16 protein-coding genes and 1 pseudogene are annotated in these 20,544 nt (G+C 60.3%); 7 read left to right on the forward strand and 10 right to left on the reverse strand.

What is annotated here, in order from left to right:
- Positions 1 to 225: 225 nt before the first annotated feature.
- Positions 226 to 2,118, forward strand: coding sequence for a penicillin-binding protein 2 (gene mrdA, locus AC3WN7_RS26195; RefSeq protein ID WP_207258552.1), 1,893 nt, complete (start codon positions 226 to 228; stop codon positions 2,116 to 2,118).
- A 39-nt stretch (positions 2,119 to 2,157) separates the two neighbouring features.
- Here the strand turns inward: mrdA and AC3WN7_RS26200 are convergent.
- The 9 genes and pseudogenes from AC3WN7_RS26200 to AC3WN7_RS26240 form a co-directional block, all read right to left on the reverse strand.
- Positions 2,158 to 2,418, reverse strand: a pseudogene (locus tag AC3WN7_RS26200) (hypothetical protein); the annotation flags it as partial.
- Between the two features lie 29 nt (positions 2,419 to 2,447).
- Positions 2,448 to 3,578, reverse strand: a complete 1,131-nt coding sequence (locus tag AC3WN7_RS26205) for a glycosyltransferase family 4 protein (protein ID WP_102675555.1) — start codon at positions 3,576 to 3,578, stop codon at positions 2,448 to 2,450.
- Between the two features lies 1 nt (position 3,579).
- Entirely contained in the window at positions 3,580 to 4,710 is a 1,131-nt protein-coding gene (locus AC3WN7_RS26210; protein ID WP_095968212.1) for a glycosyltransferase family 4 protein, read from the reverse strand.
- The gene (locus AC3WN7_RS26215; RefSeq protein ID WP_095968213.1) at positions 4,694 to 6,070 is read right to left on the reverse strand and encodes a glycosyltransferase family 4 protein; all 1,377 of its coding nucleotides are present in this window, start codon (positions 6,068 to 6,070) and stop codon (positions 4,694 to 4,696) included. The genes AC3WN7_RS26210 and AC3WN7_RS26215 overlap by 17 nt, the downstream gene beginning before the upstream one ends.
- The gene (locus AC3WN7_RS26220; RefSeq protein ID WP_095968214.1) at positions 6,067 to 7,326 is read right to left on the reverse strand and encodes an ABC transporter ATP-binding protein; all 1,260 of its coding nucleotides are present in this window, start codon (positions 7,324 to 7,326) and stop codon (positions 6,067 to 6,069) included. The genes AC3WN7_RS26215 and AC3WN7_RS26220 overlap by 4 nt, the downstream gene beginning before the upstream one ends.
- Positions 7,326 to 8,123 carry an ABC transporter permease gene (locus AC3WN7_RS26225; RefSeq protein ID WP_095968215.1) on the reverse strand — a complete coding sequence of 266 codons (798 nt, stop codon included), beginning with the start codon at positions 8,121 to 8,123 and terminating at the stop codon, positions 7,326 to 7,328. The genes AC3WN7_RS26220 and AC3WN7_RS26225 overlap by 1 nt, the downstream gene beginning before the upstream one ends.
- Positions 8,124 to 9,566, reverse strand: a complete 1,443-nt coding sequence (locus AC3WN7_RS26230) for a mannose-1-phosphate guanylyltransferase/mannose-6-phosphate isomerase (protein ID WP_095968216.1) — start codon at positions 9,564 to 9,566, stop codon at positions 8,124 to 8,126.
- A 3-nt stretch (positions 9,567 to 9,569) separates the two neighbouring features.
- A complete protein-coding gene (gmd, locus tag AC3WN7_RS26235; protein ID WP_015094126.1) occupies positions 9,570 to 10,541 on the reverse strand; it encodes a GDP-mannose 4,6-dehydratase in 972 nt (323 codons plus the stop codon).
- A complete protein-coding gene (locus tag AC3WN7_RS26240; RefSeq protein WP_095968217.1) occupies positions 10,538 to 11,452 on the reverse strand; it encodes a GDP-mannose 4,6-dehydratase in 915 nt (304 codons plus the stop codon). Before AC3WN7_RS26240 ends, gmd begins: the two co-directional genes overlap by 4 nt.
- A 422-nt stretch (positions 11,453 to 11,874) precedes the next feature.
- On the opposite strand from AC3WN7_RS26240, the gene AC3WN7_RS26245 reads away from it, so the two are divergent.
- The 6 genes from AC3WN7_RS26245 to AC3WN7_RS26270 all read left to right on the forward strand — a co-directional run bounded on the left by AC3WN7_RS26245 (position 11,875) and on the right by AC3WN7_RS26270 (position 18,764).
- Positions 11,875 to 13,452 carry a glycosyltransferase gene (locus tag AC3WN7_RS26245; RefSeq protein ID WP_095968218.1) on the forward strand — a complete coding sequence of 526 codons (1,578 nt, stop codon included), beginning with the start codon at positions 11,875 to 11,877 and terminating at the stop codon, positions 13,450 to 13,452.
- Complete coding sequence (locus AC3WN7_RS26250; RefSeq protein ID WP_095968219.1) at positions 13,446 to 14,750, forward strand: glycosyltransferase; 1,305 nt, start codon at positions 13,446 to 13,448, stop codon at positions 14,748 to 14,750. The genes AC3WN7_RS26245 and AC3WN7_RS26250 overlap by 7 nt, the downstream gene beginning before the upstream one ends.
- Complete coding sequence (locus AC3WN7_RS26255) at positions 14,747 to 15,613, forward strand: class I SAM-dependent methyltransferase (RefSeq protein WP_095968220.1); 867 nt, start codon at positions 14,747 to 14,749, stop codon at positions 15,611 to 15,613. The genes AC3WN7_RS26250 and AC3WN7_RS26255 overlap by 4 nt, the downstream gene beginning before the upstream one ends.
- Positions 15,610 to 16,767: an acyltransferase family protein gene (locus AC3WN7_RS26260; protein WP_102675554.1), complete on the forward strand. Its 1,158-nt coding sequence runs from the start codon at positions 15,610 to 15,612 to the stop codon at positions 16,765 to 16,767. The genes AC3WN7_RS26255 and AC3WN7_RS26260 overlap by 4 nt, the downstream gene beginning before the upstream one ends.
- Entirely contained in the window at positions 16,761 to 17,594 is an 834-nt protein-coding gene (locus tag AC3WN7_RS26265) for a class I SAM-dependent methyltransferase (protein WP_015094132.1), read from the forward strand. Before AC3WN7_RS26260 ends, AC3WN7_RS26265 begins: the two co-directional genes overlap by 7 nt.
- A gap of 405 nt (positions 17,595 to 17,999) precedes the next feature.
- A complete protein-coding gene (locus AC3WN7_RS26270) occupies positions 18,000 to 18,764 on the forward strand; it encodes a response regulator (RefSeq protein WP_256585794.1) in 765 nt (254 codons plus the stop codon).
- A 44-nt stretch (positions 18,765 to 18,808) separates the two neighbouring features.
- Here the strand turns inward: AC3WN7_RS26270 and AC3WN7_RS26275 are convergent, their stop codons facing one another.
- Positions 18,809 to 20,317, reverse strand: coding sequence for a sensor histidine kinase (locus AC3WN7_RS26275; RefSeq protein ID WP_095968222.1), 1,509 nt, complete (start codon positions 20,315 to 20,317; stop codon positions 18,809 to 18,811).
- Between the last annotated feature and the right edge of the window lie 227 nt (positions 20,318 to 20,544).

Raw genomic sequence — 20,544 nt, forward strand, 5'->3', positions numbered from 1 at the left:
CCCCATGTGAGAGTAGGTCATCGTCAAGATTAAATTCCGAAACCCCAATTGCGAAAGCAGTTGGGGTTTTGTTTTTGCGCGGAAAAAACAAAACCCCCAACCAAGGTCAATTGTAAAAAAAATCACACAAACCGGACCCCCCGGTTTTGCTAAGGTGCAGCTCATTTTTAATGGACTGAGTCTGCGCCCACGGATCGGCATTCTTTTCAAAGAGTTGCTGCACAAGTGCCTGAACCGATACCGATCAAGGACCACGAAAAAGAAACACGCCTGGTCAACAAGAGACTCATGGCCTGCGCATTGTTTGTTGCCGCCATAACCTGTGCTCTGGTGGTACGCCTGTATGTCCTGCAGGTCGTCGAGTTCGACTATCACTCGACCATCTCCGAAAACAATCGCGTACATGTCCTGCCGATTACGCCTACCCGCGGATTGATCTATGACCGCAACGGCGTACTCCTTGCGGACAACCGCCCCAGCTTCAACCTGACCATCACCCGCGAACGTGCTTCCAATGTCAACGAAGAGCTGGACGAAGTCGTCAATCTCCTGCACTTGTCCACTGAAGACCGGTCGCAATTCGACAAGGTGATGAGGCAGGCACGTCACCCCTTCGTACCGGTGACGCTGTTCTATGAACTGAGCGAAGAACAGATCGCCGTACTCGCCGTCAACGAGTTCCGTTTGCCGGGCATCGATGTCGAGCCGCAGTTCGTTCGGCACTATCCGTTGGGCGCGCACTTCGCGCATTCGGTCGGCTACGTCGGACGCATCAACGAGAAAGAGTCAAAGGCCCTGGATACGGTCGAGTACCGAGGCACCCAATCCATTGGCAAGACCGGGATCGAAAAATTCTACGAGTCGCAACTGCACGGCCATGTGGGTTATGAGGAAGTCGAAACCAATGCCCAGGGCCGCGTGCTGCGAGTGCTCAAGCACACGGATCCGGTGCCGGGTGAAAACATTGTCCTGAGCCTCGACGTCAAGCTGCAGGTAGCCGCCGAACAAGCTCTGGGTGATCGTCGCGGCTCGGTGGTTGCGCTCGATCCGTCGACCGGTGAAGTGCTGGCCATGGTCAGCAACCCGAGTTTCGATCCTAATCTGTTCGTCACCGGCATCAGTTCCAGGGAGTACTCTGCGCTACGCGACTCCGTCGACCGACCGCTGTTCAACCGTGTGCTGCGCGGCCTGTACGCGCCGGGTTCGACCATCAAGCCGGAAGTGGCAATCGCCGGCCTCGACACGGGGGTCGTCACGCCACAGACCCGTGTGTTCGACCCCGGTTATTACCAACTGCCGGATTTCGATCACAAGTACCGCAACTGGAACCACAGCGGCGACGGCTGGGTGGATATGGATGCAGCGATCATGCGTTCCAACGACACCTATTTCTATGACCTCGCACACAAGCTGGGGATCGATCGCCTGCACGACTACATGGCAATGTTCGGACTGGGTGAGAAAGTCTCCCTGGACATGAACGAAGAATCCCCCGGCCTGATGCCATCCCAGGCATGGAAGCGCGCCACGCGTCGACAGGCCTGGTTTCCTGGCGAGACGGTGATTCTCGGAATCGGCCAGGGCTATATGCAGGTCACGCCGCTGCAATTGGCCCAGGCCACGGCGCTGATTGCCAACAAAGGCGTGTGGAATCGCCCGCACCTGGCCAAAACCGTGGACGGTGTCGCGCCGGTGGATGAGCATCCGATGCCGGACATCCTGCTCAAGGATCCACGCGACTGGGAGCAGGTCAACCATGGCATGCAGATGGTGATGCACGATGCCCGCGGGATTGCCCGGGCCGCAGCCGCGGGCGCGCAGTACCGTATTGCTGGCAAGAGTGGTACCGCGCAAGTGGTGGCGATCAAGCAGGGCGAACGCTACAACCGGGAGAAAACCCGTGAGCGTAACCGCGACAATGCCTTGTTCGTCGGTTTCGCCCCGGCCGAGCACCCGAAGATCGTGATTTCGGTGATGATCGAAAACGGTGAGGCGGGTGGCCGCGTCGCCGGACCGGTTGTACGGCAGATCATGGACGCCTGGCTACTCGATCAGGACGGGCACCTGAAGCCGCAGTACGCGGCACCGGGCAAGGCGCCGGGCGATCCTCACGTCTGAACCGTCAGGGCTCATCTTCTGTTCGCGGTTCCACAGCTAATGAATCTCGACATCGGCAAGCCCTTCGTGGGGCGGCAGGCGCCAGAGCAATCCGGCGTCGACGTCCGCCGCCACCATGTGCTCGGGCAAACAGCCGATACCGAAGCCGGCGATGACCAGTCGGCGAGGAAGTCATCAAAGCGCTCGGAGAAAAAACCGGCTGATGATCAGCAACCGCACTTTGCCAATCACTTCATCGGCCGGTTGTTCCAGCACGCTGCTGACCTGGGACATTTGCCCGTAGATTTCCCCGGCCGCAGCCAAGGCAAGTCGGATCCTGCAAAAAAGCCTCATGCGTAGGCGAGGTTTTTTTCTTCCAGCAGTTCCTCATACAACGCCGCCCATTTGCGACCCATTTCGTCCGCCGTAAACAGATTCTGATAGCGGGCCTGCGCCTTCTCGCCCATTTGTGCCGCCAGCGCCGGGTTTTCCCAAAGCGTGCGCATCGCCTCACGAAACGCCAGTGGATCACTGGGTGGCACCACCAGCCCGGTTTCGTTATGGATGTTGATGTAACTGGTGCCCGTGCCAATCTCACTGGAGATCATCGGTTTGCCATACATCGCGCCTTCAAGCAGTGAAATGCCGAATGCTTCGGAGCGCAGGTGCGACGGAAATACCACCGCATAACTCAACTCGAGCAAGGCAACCTTGTCTTCATCTCCGAGGAAACCGAGAAAGTGCAGGTTCTGCAGGCCCAGTGCCCTGGCCTGGGCATGCAACTCCTCTTCCAGCGGGCCGGCGCCGACGATCACCACGGGGTAGTTCAGCCCCTGCATCGCTTCGAGCAGGATGTGCAGCCCCTTGTAGTAGCGCATGACACCGACGAACAGGAAGAACTTGTCCCCCAGTTTCTGGCGCCAGCGCTCGGTACGTGCCGCGTCGTGCTTCGGATAACCCGATTTGTCCAGGCCATAGGTGATGACCCGGGTCTTGTCCCGATAGCCCTTGAGCACGTCGCTGGTGTGAAAGTAGTTGGGGGACGCCACGGCGATTCGATCCGCACTGTCCAGGAACCGGCGCATCAACGGACGGTACAGTTTGAGCAGATGACGCTGGCGAATGATGTCGGAGTGGTAACTCACCACGCTGGGTTTTTTGGTGGCGCTGACAAAATGTACCAGGTCCATGAAGGGCCAGGGGAAGTGGTAGTTGACCACGTCGGCTTCGGCGGCGAGCTCACGAAACTGCTTGAATACGCTGTAGGAAAAACCGGTGGAGGCGAGCTGAAAATCCATCCTGGCCTGATGCACCTGGTGCTCGCGGATCTGCAACACGCCCGGCGCCGGGTCATTGCTCAGGGTCAGCACCGTGCTGTCGACACCATGGCGCGCGCCACTTTCGCTCATCTGGAAAATGACTTGTTCGATGCCACCCATGGAGTCGGGCAAGTAGGTTTTGTAAAAGTGCAGAACGCGCATATCAGTTCTCCATAGCCTGGCGGTAGGCGCGGGCGGTCACCGTCGCGCAACGCTCCCAGGAAAAAAGCTTCGCTCGCTGCAAGCCCGCCTCGCGACAGGCCTGCCAGTGTGCCGGGTCGTCGATCAGCCGCCGCATGGCATCGCGCAAGGTGTCCGGGTCGTGCGCCTCGATGTAGTTGCCGGCATCGCCAGCCACCTCCGGCATCGCCGAGATACCCGTCAGAATCACCGGGGTGCCACTGGCCATGGCTTCCAGCACCGGCAGACCGAAGCCCTCGTACAACGAAGGGAAGACCAGCGCCCGGGCACCGGCCAGCAACTGCGCCAGATCCTCGTCGGGCAGGTACCCCAGCAGGCACACATGACCTGAGGCGAGGGCCGTACGCAACTCGTCATTGAACTGCTGACGCTGCCAGCCGGCCATACCGGCGATCAGCAAGGGAAAACGCTGGCGCACGGTTTCCGGCAGTAGCGCATGGGCGCGCAGGGCCTGGGTCAGGTTCTTGCGCGGCTCCAGGGTGCCGACGCAGAGAAAATACTCCCGCGTCTCGACGCCGTGGGTTTTGAGGACGCGATCGATGGCCTCGGGTTCACGCGGGTGGAATCGCGCGGCCACACCCAGCGGTGCCACCACGAAGCGCTCGGCCGGCAGTGCGAACCAGGCCTGCGCTTCATCGGCGATGTGCTGCGAGTCTGTCAGAATCAGCCGCGCCCGTTGTACGCCGTCGGCCAGTCGTCGCTCGATTTCGCGCAGACGGGCCGGAGGTTGGGTGTCGGGATAGTGCAGGTGGGTGAGGTCATGCAGCGTGATGATGGTCGGGCCGTTGAACGACAGCGGCCACAGGCTCGGCTCGTGATACAGATCGATGGACTGGGCGGGGCGCTGGTCGAAGCGCTTCTGTTCCAGCCAGCGCCGCGCCTGATAGGCCCCCGGGATCTGTCGCAGCAATGGCGTCAAGCGCGAGTAACCGGGCATCGCCGCCTCGGGCAGGACCGAACTCCAGCCCCAGCCATGGAACAACGTCAACTCGACGTCCGGTTCGCGGGCCAGGGCCGTCGCCAGTTCGGCGACGTAGTGGCCGATGCCCGTGCGCGGGGCCTGGAGGATGCGGGCGTTAAGGGCAATTCGCATGCTGACTCTCAGGCACCTTCGCATCGCTGTGCAGGTTGCGCTGGATGCGATCGACCAGTTGCGCACTCGCCTCGCGCCAGCTCAGCCAGCGCCAGTTTTCCAGGTTGAGGGGCGCGGGAAATGCGCCGCTCGTTTCCATGTCGATGACCAGATCGGCCAGGTTCTGCGGATCGTCGAGGTCGAAGTACGCCATGTACTCGCCACCGATTTCGCGAAACACCGGGATGTCGCTGGCCATTGCCGGCAGGCCACGCTGCATGGCTTCCACCAGCGGCAACCCGAACCCTTCGACGTAGGACGGGAACACCAGCGAGGTCGCGTGGGAATAGGCGTGTTCCAGGCTCTTGTCCGAGAGCGTATTGAACATGAACAGGCGCTGGTTCAACGCTGGATGCTGGCGGATACGCTCGATCAGCGCCTCGCACTTCCAGCCGATCTTGCCGACGATGCACAACCGGGCCCTGGACCCGGCCGCCCAGGCGCGCTCGAACGCGTCGAGCAGATACGCATGGTTCTTGCGCGGCTCGATGGTGCTGACCATCAGGAATACAGGGTCCGCCGACTTGAACATCTGCAGCAACCCCGGGTCGACGGCGGAGCGGGCGTCGCTCAGGTCGAGTTCGGAGCCGAGGTGAAAGTAGTCGAACCAGCGTTGCTGGACCTGCGCGGTGCCGATCCTGCGGCTCATCTCCTGGCGCACCTGGTCGCGGATGGTGGTCGAGATTGCCACATAGCCATCGGCGGTGCGGGCGATCCAGTCGAACCATTCGTTGAACACCTTCACCAGCCCGGCGTCGCAGAATTGCGGGTGGGTCAGGGGAATCAGGTCGTAGATCACCGACACGATGCCGACCCCGTCACGCTTGAGTTGCTCGGCCAGGGGGAAAAAGTTGGCGTGCCAGGACGAGTCCAGCAGCACCAACTGGTCGCCTGCGCGATGTTGCAATGGCACGCAGCGCTCGGGAACCGGCTTGCCCTTGAGTACCCGGTCCAGCAGGCGCATCGGCAGGCTCAGGCAGGCGAATGCGGTGAGGCGGCAACCGACATAAAGCACCCGGCGGGCGAACTTCGATTGGCTGAAAGGGCGGCGTCGTTCCAGCGCGCGGTGGCGCAGCCAGAACTGATTGGCGAACTGTTCGAGCTTCACCCGCAGGCTTACCAGATCCACTTTGACGGTCGGCAGGGGCGCCAGGCTTTTCACCTCGAACAACGCGCCATTGATCATCACCACCGGAATGCATTCACGCTGGGCATCCGCGGCTGGCAATTGCTGAATCACATTGCGCACGACCCGCTGAATGCCCGAGTTGGCATCGGGGTGTTCGAAAACGTAGGTACATTCCACCAGCAGTCGGGTCATTGCGTCACCCCAACGGTTTCCACCTGGTTTTCGCTGGAGCGGGTAACACTGGTCTGCGCTTCGAGCCAGGAGCAACCGACAAAGTCTTCCTGGCGATTGTTGATCACGTGGAAGACCAGCCCGTAGTCACGCCATTCGAAATTGCGATCCAGGTGCGAGTCCAGGCGCGACAGGCTCAGGGCCACCGAATAGTTGCCCTTGCCCAGGCGCATGTCGAAGGCAAAACGGTAGGTGATGCGTTCGCCGGCACTCAGGTCGGTGAGGGCTTTGTCGACCCGGTGGGTGTTGATGCCATACATGGGCTGGCCGAGGCGATCCTTGATCATGAAGCCGAGAATCAGCCGCTCGATGTCCTGGCGCACCTCGACCTGCACTTCGAGGACCATCGCCTGACCGACTTCTGCCACTTCCACCGAACGACCCTTGGGGTCAAGCAGGCGGACGCTGAGAATGCCCGCTTCGCCTGTCCCGGAAATGGTTTGCACCTGCCCGTTGGCGAGCATCTCCTGGCGCACCGTCTGGCCCTCGCGCTGGGCGAGCATGGCGTTGTAGTAGTCCATCACTTCTTCGGGCTTGCCGCGCATGGCCATGCGCCCGTTTTCCAGGAGGATGGCGGTGTCGCAGATCGACTGGATCGCGGAGCGGTCATGGGACACGATCAGCAACGTGGTGCCGGCCTTGCGGAAGTTGCGGATGCGATCGAAGCTTTTGTGCTGGAAGTAGGCGTCGCCCACGGACAGCGCTTCGTCGACGATCAGGATATCCGGCCGCCGCGCGGTGGCCACGCTGAACGCCAGACGCATCTGCATGCCGCTGGAATAGGTGCGCACCGGATGGTCGATGGCCTCGCCGATTTCGGCGAAGCTCTCGATTTCCGGCATCAGCGCTTCGATTTCTTCCACCTGCATGCCAAGTAACTGGCCGGCCATGAAGGTGTTCTGCCGGCCGGTGAAGTCCGGGTGGAAACCCATGCCCAGTTCAAGCAGCGCGGCCACGCGGCCTTGCAACTGGATGTCGCCGCAGGTGGGCTGGGTGGTGCCGGTGATCATCTTCAACAGCGTGCTTTTGCCGGCACCGTTGACCCCGACGATGCCCACGGCTTCCCCCGGCTGAATCTCGAAATCGACCCCTTGCAGCACCCAGTGCAGGTGATGCCGGTTGCGGGAAAACGGCACCAGCCATTCGAACAGTCGGCTCCAGCGATTGGGGTACTGCTTGTAGGCCTTGCCCAGGCCACTGACACGTATATGTCCCATCAGAGCTCGTCCACCATTTCACCGACACGCTGGCGGAACAGCCGCAGCGCCATTGCGCAGAACAACAGGCCGATCACCAGCAAGGGCACCAGCGAGCTCCAGTTCGGCCATTGGTTGTAGAGAAACAGGTTCTGGTAGCTGTTCATCAGTGCCGTCATCGGGTTCAGTTCGATGAAGCTCTGGATACCCGACGGCAGGATCGACAGCGGATAAACGATCGGCGTCAGCCAGAACCAGAATTGCAGACAGATGCCGAAAAACTGCCCGACGTCGCGAAAGAACACGTTGAGCACACCCAGGATCATCCCCAGCCCCGCGGCGAACATCACTTGCAGGATCAGCAACGGCACCAGCGCCAGTAACGCCATGCCGGGCAGCCGCCCGCTGATCAGCAGGAAGCCGAGGAACAAGCCCAGGATGATCGCGAAATTGATTCCGGCATTGAGCAGCACGATGACCGGCAGGCAGATGCGCGGGAAGCTGATTTTCTTCAGCAGGTTGGCGTTTTCCAGGAACATGCTCTGGCTGCGCGTGGTGATCTCGGCGAACAGGCCCCAGGTGAGCAGGCCGGCGCACAGGTAGACACTGTAGGCCAACCCGTCATCCACGCCCGGCAAGCGGGCGCGCATGATGGTGGAAAAGATCACCGTGTAGACCAGGATCATCGACAGCGGATTGAGCACGGTCCACAAGGCACCGAACAGCGAGTTGCGATAACGCGCCTGAAACTCCCGCTTGACGCTGCCGAGGATGAAACCCCGGTAACTCCACAGGGATTGGTAAAGATTACGCAGCATTCAAACCGTCCGCCCATATTGGTCTTCGAAGCGGACGATATCGTCCTCTCCCAGGTATTCGCCGCTTTGCACTTCGATGATCACAAGGTCGATCACACCGGGATTCTCCAGGCGATGCTTGTGACCGGCGGCAATGAAGGTCGATTCGTTCTTGGCCACCAGGTGCGTGCCGGTGCCGTTGTTGGTGACCTTGGCCATGCCTTCGACCACCACCCAGTGTTCATTGCGATGGTGGTGCATCTGCAATGACAGCTTGGCGCCGGGCTTGACCACGATACGTTTGATCTTGAAGCGCGGCCCTTCCTCGAGCACGGTGTAGGTACCCCATGGCCGGCTGACCGTACGATGCAGGCGGTAGGCCTCGTGCTCTTTGTCCTTGAGTTGCCTGGCCACCCGGCGCACATCCTGGGCGCGGTCGGCGTGGGCCACCAGCACCGCGTCGGCGGTGTCGACGATGATCAGGTCATCCACGCCCACGGTCGCTACCAGACGGTTGTCGCTCTGGACAAAGTTGTTGTGGCTGTCGATGAAAATCGCCTCGCCGACGGCACGGTTGTTCTGCTCATCCGCCGGTACCAGCGCGGCCACCGCGCCCCAGGAGCCGATGTCGCTCCAGTCGAAACGGGCGGGCACGACGACCACTTTGTCGGAGCGCTCCATCAACGCGTAGTCGATGGAAATGTCCATGATTTCGCCAAACAGCGCCGGTGACAGTTCCTGTTGCACGCTCCCGGCGTTTTCCACCGCCGCGCTGGCGGCCATGCAGGTTTGCGTCTGCTCCAGCAAATCGGGAGCGTGGGTTTGCAGTTCGGCCAGCAGGGTGGCGACCGAGAAACAGAACATCCCGGAGTTCCACAGGAAGTTGCCGCTTTCCACGTAATGCGTCGCGGTTTGCAGGTCGGGCTTTTCGACAAAGCGCCGCACGCTGGCAGCGCCTTTGTCGTCCAGTGAAGTGCCGGCCTCAATGTAGCCAAAACCGGTTTCCGGAGCGCTGGGCACCACACCGAAGGTCACCAGGTGACCGCGCCTGGCCAGCGTCACGGCATGCTCGACTGCGTCCTTCAACGCGTCGACATTGACGATCAGATGGTCGGCCGGCATGACCAGCATGATCGCGTCGTCGCCATGCAGGGCCTGGAGGGAGAGGGCGGCGGCGGCAATCGCCGGCGCCGTATTGCGCCCCGCCGGTTCCAGCAGGAAGTGCCCGCGATGACGGCCAAGGTGCGCGTCCCGAAAGTGATCCTTGCTCTGGAAGTAGTACTCGCGGTTGGTCACCGTGACGATATCGCCCCAGCCGTCGAGCAACTCTGCGGCACGCCGATAGGTCTTGCCCAGCAGCGACTGGCCGTCAGGCAAGGCCATGAACGGCTTGGGATGGCCTTCACGCGACACCGGCCACAACCTTGTCCCGGCACCGCCGGAGAGAATCACGGGAATCAGCATGGCCTACTCCTTGGCAACGCGTTTCATGTCCGCATCCATCATCATGCGGATCAAGGCATCCAGGTCGGTTTTTGGTTTCCAGCCCAGCACACGCTGGGCCTTGGCCGGGTTGCCGAGCAGCACTTCGACTTCGGCCGGGCGGAAGAACGCCGGGTCGATCTTCACGTAGTCGCGGTAGTTCAGGCCCACATGATCGAAGGCGATCCGGCACATCTCGCGCACGGTGGTGGTCACGCCGGTGGCCACCACGAAGTCGTCGGGTTTGTCCTGTTGCAGCATCAGCCACATGGCTTCGACGTAGTCGCCGGCAAAGCCCCAGTCGCGCTTGGCGTCGATGTTGCCCAGGCGCAGTTCCTGCTGTTTGCCCTGTTTGATCCGGGCGGCGGCGTCGGTGACTTTGCGTGTCACGAACTCGATGCCGCGCAGCGGTGATTCATGGTTGAACAGAATCCCGCTGCTGGCGTGCAGGTTGAAGCTTTCGCGGTAGTTCACGGTAATCCAGTGGCCATACAGCTTGGCCACGCCATAAGGGCTGCGCGGATAGAACGGCGTGTTCTCGTCCTGCTGTTCGGCCTGGATCAGGCCGAACATTTCGCTGGTGGACGCCTGATAGAAACGCGTGTGCGGACTGAACTGGCGGATCGCTTCGAGCAAGTGCGTAACGCCCAGGCCGTCAACGATGCCGGTGGTCACCGGTTGATCCCAGGAGGCCGCGACGAAGCTTTGCGCGGCGAGGTTGTAGACCTCGTCCGGCGCTGACTTGATCACCGCACGCTGCACTGAACAGGCATCGGCCATGTCGCCATCCAGGTAGACGATGTCCGCCTCGACGCCCATCTCGCGCAGGCGCCAGCGCGAGTCGCTGCTGCGGCGCGCAACCAGGCCATGGACCTTGTAACCCTTGTCGAGCAGCAGTTTGGCCAGATAGGCGCCATCCTGGCCGGTGATACCTGTAATCAATGCACTTTTAGTCATACTTGTCGTACTCGCTTCTCCCAGTCGGACAGGATCGCCCGCAGGGATTGTTGTGTTGTGATTTCAGACTTCCATCCGGTGGTCTGGGCCAGTCTGTCAGGGCTGCCACACACCCGACGCTGATCCGCGCGGCGAAGTCGCGCAGGGTCCTGGACCAGTTGCAGGTCGACCTGGGCAAGATCTGCCAATTGTTCGATCAAACTGCGAATGCTCTGCTCGCGTCCCGAGCAAATGTTGTAGACCTGCCCCGGTGTGCCTTTTTCCAGCAAGGCCAGGTAGGCCGAGACCACGTCCGCGACATCAAGGAAGTCGCGCGTGACGTCGACGTCCCCGACCTCCAGTCGTGGTGCCTGCAGGCCTTGCTTGATCCGGCAGATCTGGTGCGCGGCGCCGGCAATGACGAAGCTGTCTTTCTGCCCGCTGCCGATATGGTTGAACGGGCGGGCAACCAGTACGGGCCAGCCTTCGCTCAGGCCCCATTGCAGACTCAGGAACTCTGCCGACAGTTTGCTCACAGCATAGGGATTGCGCGGGCAGGGGGGCTGCAGTTCAGTGATGGGCAGATGCTCTTCAGCGACCTGGCCATAGACATCACCGGAGCTGACGTACAGAAACGTGCCGGTGAAGCCGCGCGCCTTGAGGGCTTGCAGCAGGTTCAGGGTGCCCAGCAGATTGATATTCAGGGTGCCGGCCGGATCACGAAAGGCCTGCGGGACGAACGTCTGGCCGGCCAGGTGAATCACTGCATCGGGCATTTGCGGCCACAAGCCTTCGAGGCTCGAAGGTGCAGCAAGATCGTAGCGGTCGGGAACAGACAGCAGTTCCCATTCCGAGGTATCAGCCTGCAAACGCGATTGGATGTGTTGTCCTACGAATCCGCTCAGACCCGTGACAAACAGACGTTTTTTCAAACAGCGACCCCTTGGTCATGCATTTCATCCATCTCCCACAGACTCCATGGAAAAACTTGCGAGCGGCATGATCGCTCGAATGGCGGGTGAAATGTTTGTTGTAGTTGTTTGGTAGCCAATCTGTGCCATTTGCTCGGCAATTTCAACAGGTCCAACCGTGACTGGTCAGTTCTCGTCAGCGTAGCCCGATTTATTCTCGTCGGGCGGTTCACGAACCCTCGATGGATGTGTTTAGAATGCCCCTCGTCACTATTACCCGGGGTTCGGCAGCGTCGCTTCGAAACTGCGAGAAACTGACCACTAAAACAAGAACGTAGACGGGCAGGAAGACGATGGGCGAGCGCCGGTAAACACGGGCTCGAACCCTGTCCTCCCCGTCATAGCGTGAGGCTGCCGGGATGGCGGCGTCACCGTGGGATGCCATGAATTTCATTCTTTACTCCGACGTCAACGACAGCTCCATCAGCCAGAGTCTCGGCCGTCCCGAGTACAGTTATTACTTCGTGCTCAAGGCGTATCGACCGCTGTTCGAAAGCCTGGGACCGGTGCATGTCGTGTCATCGGCCGCCGAAGTCGATCCGCTGTACCGGCAGTTGCAGCAGGCCGGTCAGGACTGCCTGTTCATTTCGTTCGCGCCACCGCACAAGACCCCCACTGACTTGCAATGTCCGATGGTGTGCGTGGTCGCCTGGGAGTTCGACAGCATTCCCGCCGAGCACTGGGACAACGATCCACGGCATGACTGGAGCCGGACACTGGCACGCCTGGGGCGGGTGATCACCTTGTCCACCCATACCGCCGAAGCCATCCACCGGACCCTGGGTGACGACTTCCCGGTGCTGGTGCTGCCGACGCCATTGTGGGAGCGCTTTGCCGACATTCGCCAGCAATACCCCGGTACGTCGGTGAACGCCGGTGCCACGCTGCAGATCAAGGGTTGCATCCTGGACAGCCGCGCGATGGGGTTGTCCGCCGATGGCCTGATCGCGCCGATCATCGAGCAACCACCCGTGGAAATCGTTGAGCCGGAGCCCGTACCGCAACCGCAACCTGCGCCGCCGTTGACCCTGCGGCGACGCCTCTTCATCACCAGGCATTACGTGCTGTTGTGGTATCGCGAAGCCATTCGCGATCTGGTGCCGGATGCCGTTCGCCCATGGCTGGCCAGGTTTCGCAGACCTCAGCCGTTGCCGATCGAACCCGTCGTCAGCGCACCCTCCGTGCCGGATGAACCCGTCATCAGCGCAGCTGGCGCGCAGGACGAGCATCCACAAGCGGCTTTCCCCGACACCAGCCAAACGGTCGAAATCGTGGTCGACGGCGTCGTCTACGTGAGCGTGTTCAACCCTGATGACGGCCGCAAGAACTGGCACCACCTGATCACCGCGTTCTGCTGGGCGCTGCGTGATGTGGAGGACGCCACGCTCGTGTTGAAGATGACCCAGAACGACCTGTCGACCTATTACGTCGAGCTCATCACCTTGCTGTCCCAACTCTCGCCCTTCGCCTGTCGCGTGGTGGTCATGCACGGTTATCTGCAGGACGAGCAGTTCGCCCGTCTCTATGGCGCGGCGAGTTACTACGTCAACGCTTCACGCTGCGAAGGCCTGTGCCTGCCGCTGATGGAATTCATGTCATGCGCGCGGCCGGTGATCGCCCCGAACCACACGGCGATGCGCGACTACATCGACGACCGCGTGGCCTTCGTCGTCAAGTCCAGCCAGGAACCGACGATCTGGCCGGAAGACGCGCGAATCCTGTATCGCACCCTGCGCCACCGTCCGGATTGGGGCTCGTTGAAAACGGCTTACGAGAACAGCTACGCCATGGCAAAAAACCAGCCGGACGCCTGGCAGGCCATGGCGGACGCGGCCAGCGAACGCATGCACGAATACTGCAGCTTCGCACCGGTACAACAGCGGCTGGCGCTGTTCTTCAAACAGGAATCGGTCCGTGACGTCGTGCCGGTGGTTGCCGAAACGGGGGCTGCATCGTGCTGATCATCATTCATTCGGAAACCAACAAGAGCAACATCCAGCAGAACCTGGGGCGGCCCGAGTACAGCTATTACTTCGTCCTCAAGGAATTCCGCCCGGTGCTCGAACGGCTGGGGCAAGTGATCGAGGTCAGCAACCCGGACGAGCTGGTCGACCGGCTGTATTTCGATTGCCTGAGCCGGGGCGAAGACTGCGTGTTCCTGTCCTTCTCCCCGCCGCATCGCACGCCGGTCCACTACGCGTGCCCGACGATTCCGGTGTTCGCCTGGGAGTTCAGCACCATTCCCACCGAGAGTTGGCAGGGCGAACCGCGGCATGACTGGCGGATGGTGTTGGGCGCCTGCGGGACGGCGATCACCCACTCCAGCTTCACCGTCAATGCCGTGCACGATGTGATGGGCCGCGATTACCCGATCAGCGCCATCGCGGCCCCCGTCTGGGACCGTTTTGCCGCCCGCGGCGAGCTTCTGGACAAGCGTCCGGTCGTGGGCCCCACGCGCCTGAACCTGCGCGGGCTGTTGATCGACAGTCGCACGGCGGACTTGCGCCCCTATGGCCCCGAGCGTTTGCGCGAGGGCACGCCAATCGCCTTCGATCAACCGCCGCGCGACTGCGAGCTGTTGCTCGAGGGCGTGGTCTACACCTCGGTGTTCAATCCGTACGACGGCCGCAAGAACTGGAAGGACATGATCAGTGCGTTCTGCACCGCCTTTCGCGATACGCCCGACGCGACCCTGGTGCTCAAGCTCACGCACCATGACATCGCCAACGCACTGTCCGACATGATGCACCACGTCTACAAGAACCAGTCCTACCAGTGCCGCATCGTGTTGATCCACGGCTATCTGGCCGACATCGACTACGAGCGCCTGGTCGAGGCCACCAGCTACGTCGTCAACTGCTCCTACGGCGAAGGGCAATGCCTGCCGTTGATGGAGTTCATGTCCTGCGGCAAGCCGGCGATTGCGCCGCTGAACACCGCCATGGCCGACTACATCGACCGTGACAACGCGTTTATCGTCGACAGCACCGACGAACTGACCTCCTGGCCCCACGATCCTCGCGCAGCCTATCGTACCCTGCGCTACGTCACGGACTGGGACTCGCTGTGCACGGCTTTTTCCGCCAGCCATGACGTTGCCAGACAGAACGTCGAGCGCTATCAACGGATGTCGGCCCATGCCGTGCGCAGCCTGCAGGGATTCTGCAGCCAGGCCGTTGCCGAGCAGCGCCTGAAAGCCGTGTTCGAGCAGTTGCTGCAACGGCGTAAAGCAAACTGCGCACAAGCGTCGGGCACATGATCCGGCGCCTGCTTGCGAAGTTGCGTCCCGCGCCGGTGGTGGTCGCCGCACCCGAAACACGAGTCTCGCCCAGGGACATCGGTTTGTACGATGCCCTGCTCGACGGCTGGTTTCTGGGCGACAGCGGCGAACTGCTCAAAGGGTTTGCCATCACCGCCGACGACACCTTGCTGGATGTCGGTTGCGGCGAAGGCGTGGCGACCTTGTTTGCGATCCGCCAGGGCGCTTCGGTGATCTTCACCGACAGTGAACATGACAAGGTCCGCGACCTGGCGCGGCAAGTGCAAGCGCAGTCGGATAAAGCGAATCTCGGTTTGGTCAGCAACAGCCTGCCGCTACCGTTGGCCGATGGTTGCGCGAGCAAAGTCGTGTGCATGGAAGTGCTCGAGCATATCGACCAGCCGGAACCCTTCATGGCCGAACTGGTGCGCATGGGCCGCCCCGGCGCGCAGTACCTGCTGAGCGTACCGTCGCCGGTGGGCGAGCATTTGCAGAAAGGCATCGCCCCGGCCAGCTACTTTCAATCGCCCAATCATGTGCAGATTTTCACCCCCGAGCGGTTTGCCGCGCTGGTGGAGGACGCGGGCCTGGTCATCGAGCATCGCCAGGCCACCGGGTTTTTCTGGGTCATGGGCATGATTTTTTTCTGGGCCAGTGAACGGGCCGCCGGGCGCGACCTGGGGGGGGCGGTTCGCGACCGGATCCAGGCGCCGTACCCGCCGCTGATGGAGAGCTGGGCGAAAACCTGGCAGGACTTGCTGGCCCAGCCCGACGGGTTGGCGATCAAGCAGATGCTGGACCGGTTCATGCCCAAGAGTCAGGTGATCATTGCTCGAAAACCTCATCTCCAGGAGGGCGCATGAGCAACGAAAAACGGATCATGGACATCGAGTTGTTGCGCGGCATTGCGGTGCTTGGCGTGCTGTTTCACCACCTGCAGGACAGCCTGTTCGCGGCGGCTGTGCCTTTGCTGCAGACCATCACCCTGTACGGCCAGCCGTGGTGGGGCGTGGACCTGTTTTTCGCGATCTCGGGCTTTGTCATTGCCCGCAGCCTGATCCCGGCCATGCGCCGCTGCACAACGCGTCAGGAGTATTGGCAACAGACGCGCAATTTCTGGTTGCGCCGGGCCTTTCGATTGCTGCCGTCGGCCTGGTTGTGGCTGGCGCTGATGTTGCTGGCGTGTCTTTTTCTCAACCGCTCAGGCGCCTTCGGCACCCTGCACGCGAACCTTCAGGCGACCCTGGCCGGCGTCGCGCAGTACGCCAATTTCCGCTTTGCCGACAGTTTTTATCGCTACGAGTACGGCACCAGTTTCGTGTACTGGAGCCTGTCGCTGGAAGAGCAGTTCTACCTGCTGTTCCCGCTGATGATCGTGCTGTTTCGCAAACACCTTGTGTGGCTTTTGCTGGCGCTGGTTGCGGTGCAGTTGTTCACCTTGCGCACGCCGATCCTGATGGTGGTGCGCACTGACGCGCTGGCCCTTGGCGTGCTGTTGGCGATGTGGAGTACGCAACCGTCGTACCTGCGCTGGGAGCCCACATTCCTGCGTCGTCCATGGGCCGGTGTCGCCGCACTGATCGCGGTGTCGCTGCTGCTCGGCTTCATGGCAACGGATCGCTTTACCTTCACCCATTACCGGATTGGTGTGATCGCGGTGCTGTGCGCCGTGCTGGTCTGGATCGCTTCCTACAACCGCGATTACCTGTGGCCGCGCGGCGTGTTCAAGCACCTGATGACGTGGGTCGGCAGCCGTTCCTACGGGATTTACCTGATCCATATCCCGGCCTACTTGCTGGTACGTGAATTCATTTTCCGTTTACAGGCTGCCGGGCTGCCCAGTCCGGCTGGCCATCCGATACTGATGTTGCTGATGGCTGGCGGCCTGATCGTGCTGCTGAGCGAACTCAACTATCGCTTCATTGAAATGCCCATGCGCAACCGCGGCGCCTCGCTGGTCAAACGCCTGGACACCTCCCGAACAGCCGTCTCATCCTCTGGAGCCACCTCATGCTGAGCCTTTTGAAGAAACTCACGGCGGGCACCCCCGCGCCGGTGCAGCCAGAGATTGCGCCTGCGCCACCCGTGGCGGAGAAGGTCGACCCCTATATGCTCGGCCTGCACGACGCCATGCTCAGCGGCTGGTTCAATCAGCAGACCGGCGAACTGTTCAGCGGTTTCCCGGTGACCCCCGAGGACACACTGCTGGATGTGGGCTGTGGCGACGGCGGCAACGTGCATTTCTGCGGGATGCGCGGGGCGAAGATCATCATCGCCGATATCGACGCGGCCAAGGTTGAAGCGACCCGCCAGCGCCTGAGCGATACACCGGCCCGTGACGTCGAATGCCACGTCACCGACTGCAACCCGCTGCCGATTGCCGATGCGACCGCCACGCGGGTGGTGTCGACCGAGGTCATCGAGCATGTGGACGATCCGGCCCAGTTCCTTGCTGAACTGGTGCGAGTGGGTAAACCGGGCGCGCTGTATCTGCTGAGCGTCCCGCACCCCAGCTCTGAAGACCTGCAGAAAGACATCGCGGCGGCCGAGTATTTCCAGAAGCCCAACCACATTCGCATCATCAGCGAAGCGCAGTTCAAGGCCATGGTCAGCGATGCCGGCCTGGAAGTGATCAGCCACAGCCAGTACGGATTCTACTGGTCGATGTGGATGCTGCTGTTCTGGGAAGCCAAGGTCGACTTCAGCAACCCGGACCATCCGTTGCTCAATCACTGGGCGGACACCTGGCAGGCGATCCTGGCGTCGCCCCGGGGTACACAGATCAAGCAGGCGCTGGATGCGGTGGTAGCCAAGAGCCAGGTGATCATTGCGCGTAAACCCTGATCCACCAGCGCTGTAAAACGACGGCCTGCAACAGGCCGTCCGTCACCGCCATGGATGCCGTCCCGTAGCATTGCATCAAGCCGGATCAGCGAAGTCCGCCAGGCTGCGAGGGTAAGCAGACCCTGGTAAAAGCGGCCGGTGCAACAGGGCGCCAGTTTCTCCATAAATGGGGCATTACACCCACCCAACCGGTCGGTTACCACCAAAGTTGAGGAATATTCCCCCCTCACGCTTTCTCTCGAATGAAACATTCTGAAACACCCTGTTCATTAATCTGAGCTTTTTCTTCGCACCAGGGTAATGGCTCATTTGTTGCACCATCCCGGACACCCGCAACAGCCGTCGTCCCGGACATCATGGAGACGGCAGGACTTGTCGGATTTGGCCGGACGCAAGGGGTGAAAAATGAAACACGCGACACCAACTTTGAGCTCCGTCGCTTCTCATGAGGAGCTTCTTACGAGTCCCGTGATCAAGATTGGCATTGTTGACGATCACCCACTGTTAAGGGATGGGGTCACAATGGCGCTGAAGAAAATAGCTGACTTTCAGGTGGTCGAGCAGGGCGGGTCTGCCGATGATGCCATGGAAATTGCCGCTCGTTTTGCTCCGAATGTTTTGCTGATGGATGTCAATATGCCGGGCGACAGCTTTGCTGCCGTGCGAGCGATCTCGGCGTCTTCGCCGGCAGTTAAAGTATTGATGCTGACGGTATCGGAGTCCATCGAGGACGCCTGTTCCGCCCTCGAAGCGGGCGCGCAGGGATATGCGTTGAAAGGCATCAGCGGTCTTGAGCTTGTGCAAGCCATCAGAAATGTTGCCGGGGGTGAAACCTTCATTACCCCTAAACTTGCCGGCAGGCTGTTAAGCAATATCAGAAAGCACGCGGGTGACAAGCAAAAGGTCGAACTGACCCATCGCGAAGAACAGGTTATCCGGGAGGTATCGAAGGGCCTGACCAACCGCGAGGTGGCTATCAAGCTTGAGCTCTGCGAGAAGACCATCAAGCACTACATGACAAATGTCATGTACAAGCTGCGGGTTCGTAACCGGACGCAGGCGGTGGCTGCAGTGATGCGGCATTGGGAGAGTGACCATATATCCAGCCTGTGTGGTGCTCTTCAACGCCGCGACTGGAATGACAACAGGAAGCCGAATAACGAGCCATAAGCGCTGCGGTGACTTGGGCGCAACGATCATTCTGGTACGGGTTATCAGATTTTGAACTGCGCCCTGGCCTTGGTTCCGGCATCGGGAGCCGATTCAATGCTGAATACGCCGCCGAGGGATTCGACGCGATAGCGCATGCCGACAAGGCCCAGCCGAGTTCTACCTCGACCTGGCACGCTCGGTTTCTCGGTTGAAATACCCACTCCCGCATCCTCGACTTGCACTTCCAGCAGTCCTTCAGAGTATGAGGCGCTGAGTTTTTGGCCTTTTCCCCCGGCGTGAACATAGGCATTGTTCAAAGCTTCCTGGGCGAAGCGGTAAATACCAATTTTAAGCGCTATCGGTACATCGTCCGCAAGCGTATCAAGCTGCAGATCGACTCGCGTCTCGGTTCGCTCTTCGTGCCGCTCGGCCAGCAATACCAGGGCATCGTGCAGGGTCAGGTCATTGACTTCCGGGAGTGCCAGGCCAAGTGAAATTTCCCGCACTTCGTTTAAAGCATCCTCGCCGGCACGCCTGATCATTTCCAGGGCTTCTACATCCGAGACGCCTTGCGAACCTTCGAGTTCTTCAAGGCGAAGGAGAATAAGTGCCAACAGTTGGGCAGGACCATCATGCAGATCTGCCCCGATCCGCCGCAGAGTGAGTTCATTGATTCTGGAGAACTCGCGATTGGCTTTAGTGACTTTGCGCTGAAGGGCGGCATTGTTTGAGTGCAACCTGGCTTGTTCATCCATTCGCCATCTAAGTGCTGTTTCATGCTGCTTTATTATCTTGTCGCCACGCCGAACGATAAAAAACAACAGTAAAATCATGGCTGTCGTTGCTGTTCCAACAATCGCCCATACTTTTTTTCGAACGTTACTGATTTCGCGCTGTAACGCCTGCGCAGTTTCGTAGAACTCACCCACCGCAACAATCTTTCCAGTATCCGCTTCGCGCAGTGGAGCAAATATTTCATAGAGCGGAATATTCAGGCTTCGCTCAAAGGCATCCTCAATATCATCCACCGTATGATTTCCAAGATCATTGTCGAACTCTGTATGGATCTTGCCAGTCAGTGCCTGTGATATCTCCGCTGTCGGAAACGTTTTCTGGACCGTGGATTTGTCGGTGCTGTAGACAATAGTGCCGTCCGGCAACCAGATCTTCACCGAAACAACATGTGTACTGAGCGAGGTGCTGGACAGCAGGTGGTCAATGGTCTGAATGGTTTCATCGGGGAGTTCCTTTGCATTGGTTAATCCCTGGACGAAAGGTTCGAGAAAGTTCTGCATATAACGCGCGCCCGTCTCTGCCGCCGTTTGAACCGTTGCATCTTCGATGCTCTGGCTGACGAGGTTTCCAACGAACGTCATGGTCAGGCCCAGAATGATTGTGGCGCAGATTACGAACTGGGTTGAGCGGCTCAAATGGCGCAATTTCACACGGGTTTCCGGTCCCCCGGGGCCTGCGCCATGGGACTTTAGGCCAGTGTCCGACTCGACCAAGGTCTGATCCGACTCGTTGACCAAGGTCTCGGAATTTGGCTGGCCTTTCGTCTCTGTACACATCCGGGTAGCCCTTCAATACTCATTTTCAATGGAGTGTAAAACTGGTGTTTGAGGTTGAGGGCGAGAGGCGCGATGAGTATTTTAAAAAGACTCTCAAATAGACTGGGTAATCGTTACTTCCGGCCACAACAGCCGGGGGTTATTACCAATAGTGCTCCGCTCAATCAGAACCAAACCAATGGTTTGAATGATTTCCTGACGCCTCCACCAAGCGTAAGCAACCACTC

This window comes from Pseudomonas sp. FW305-70, assembly GCF_058783925.1.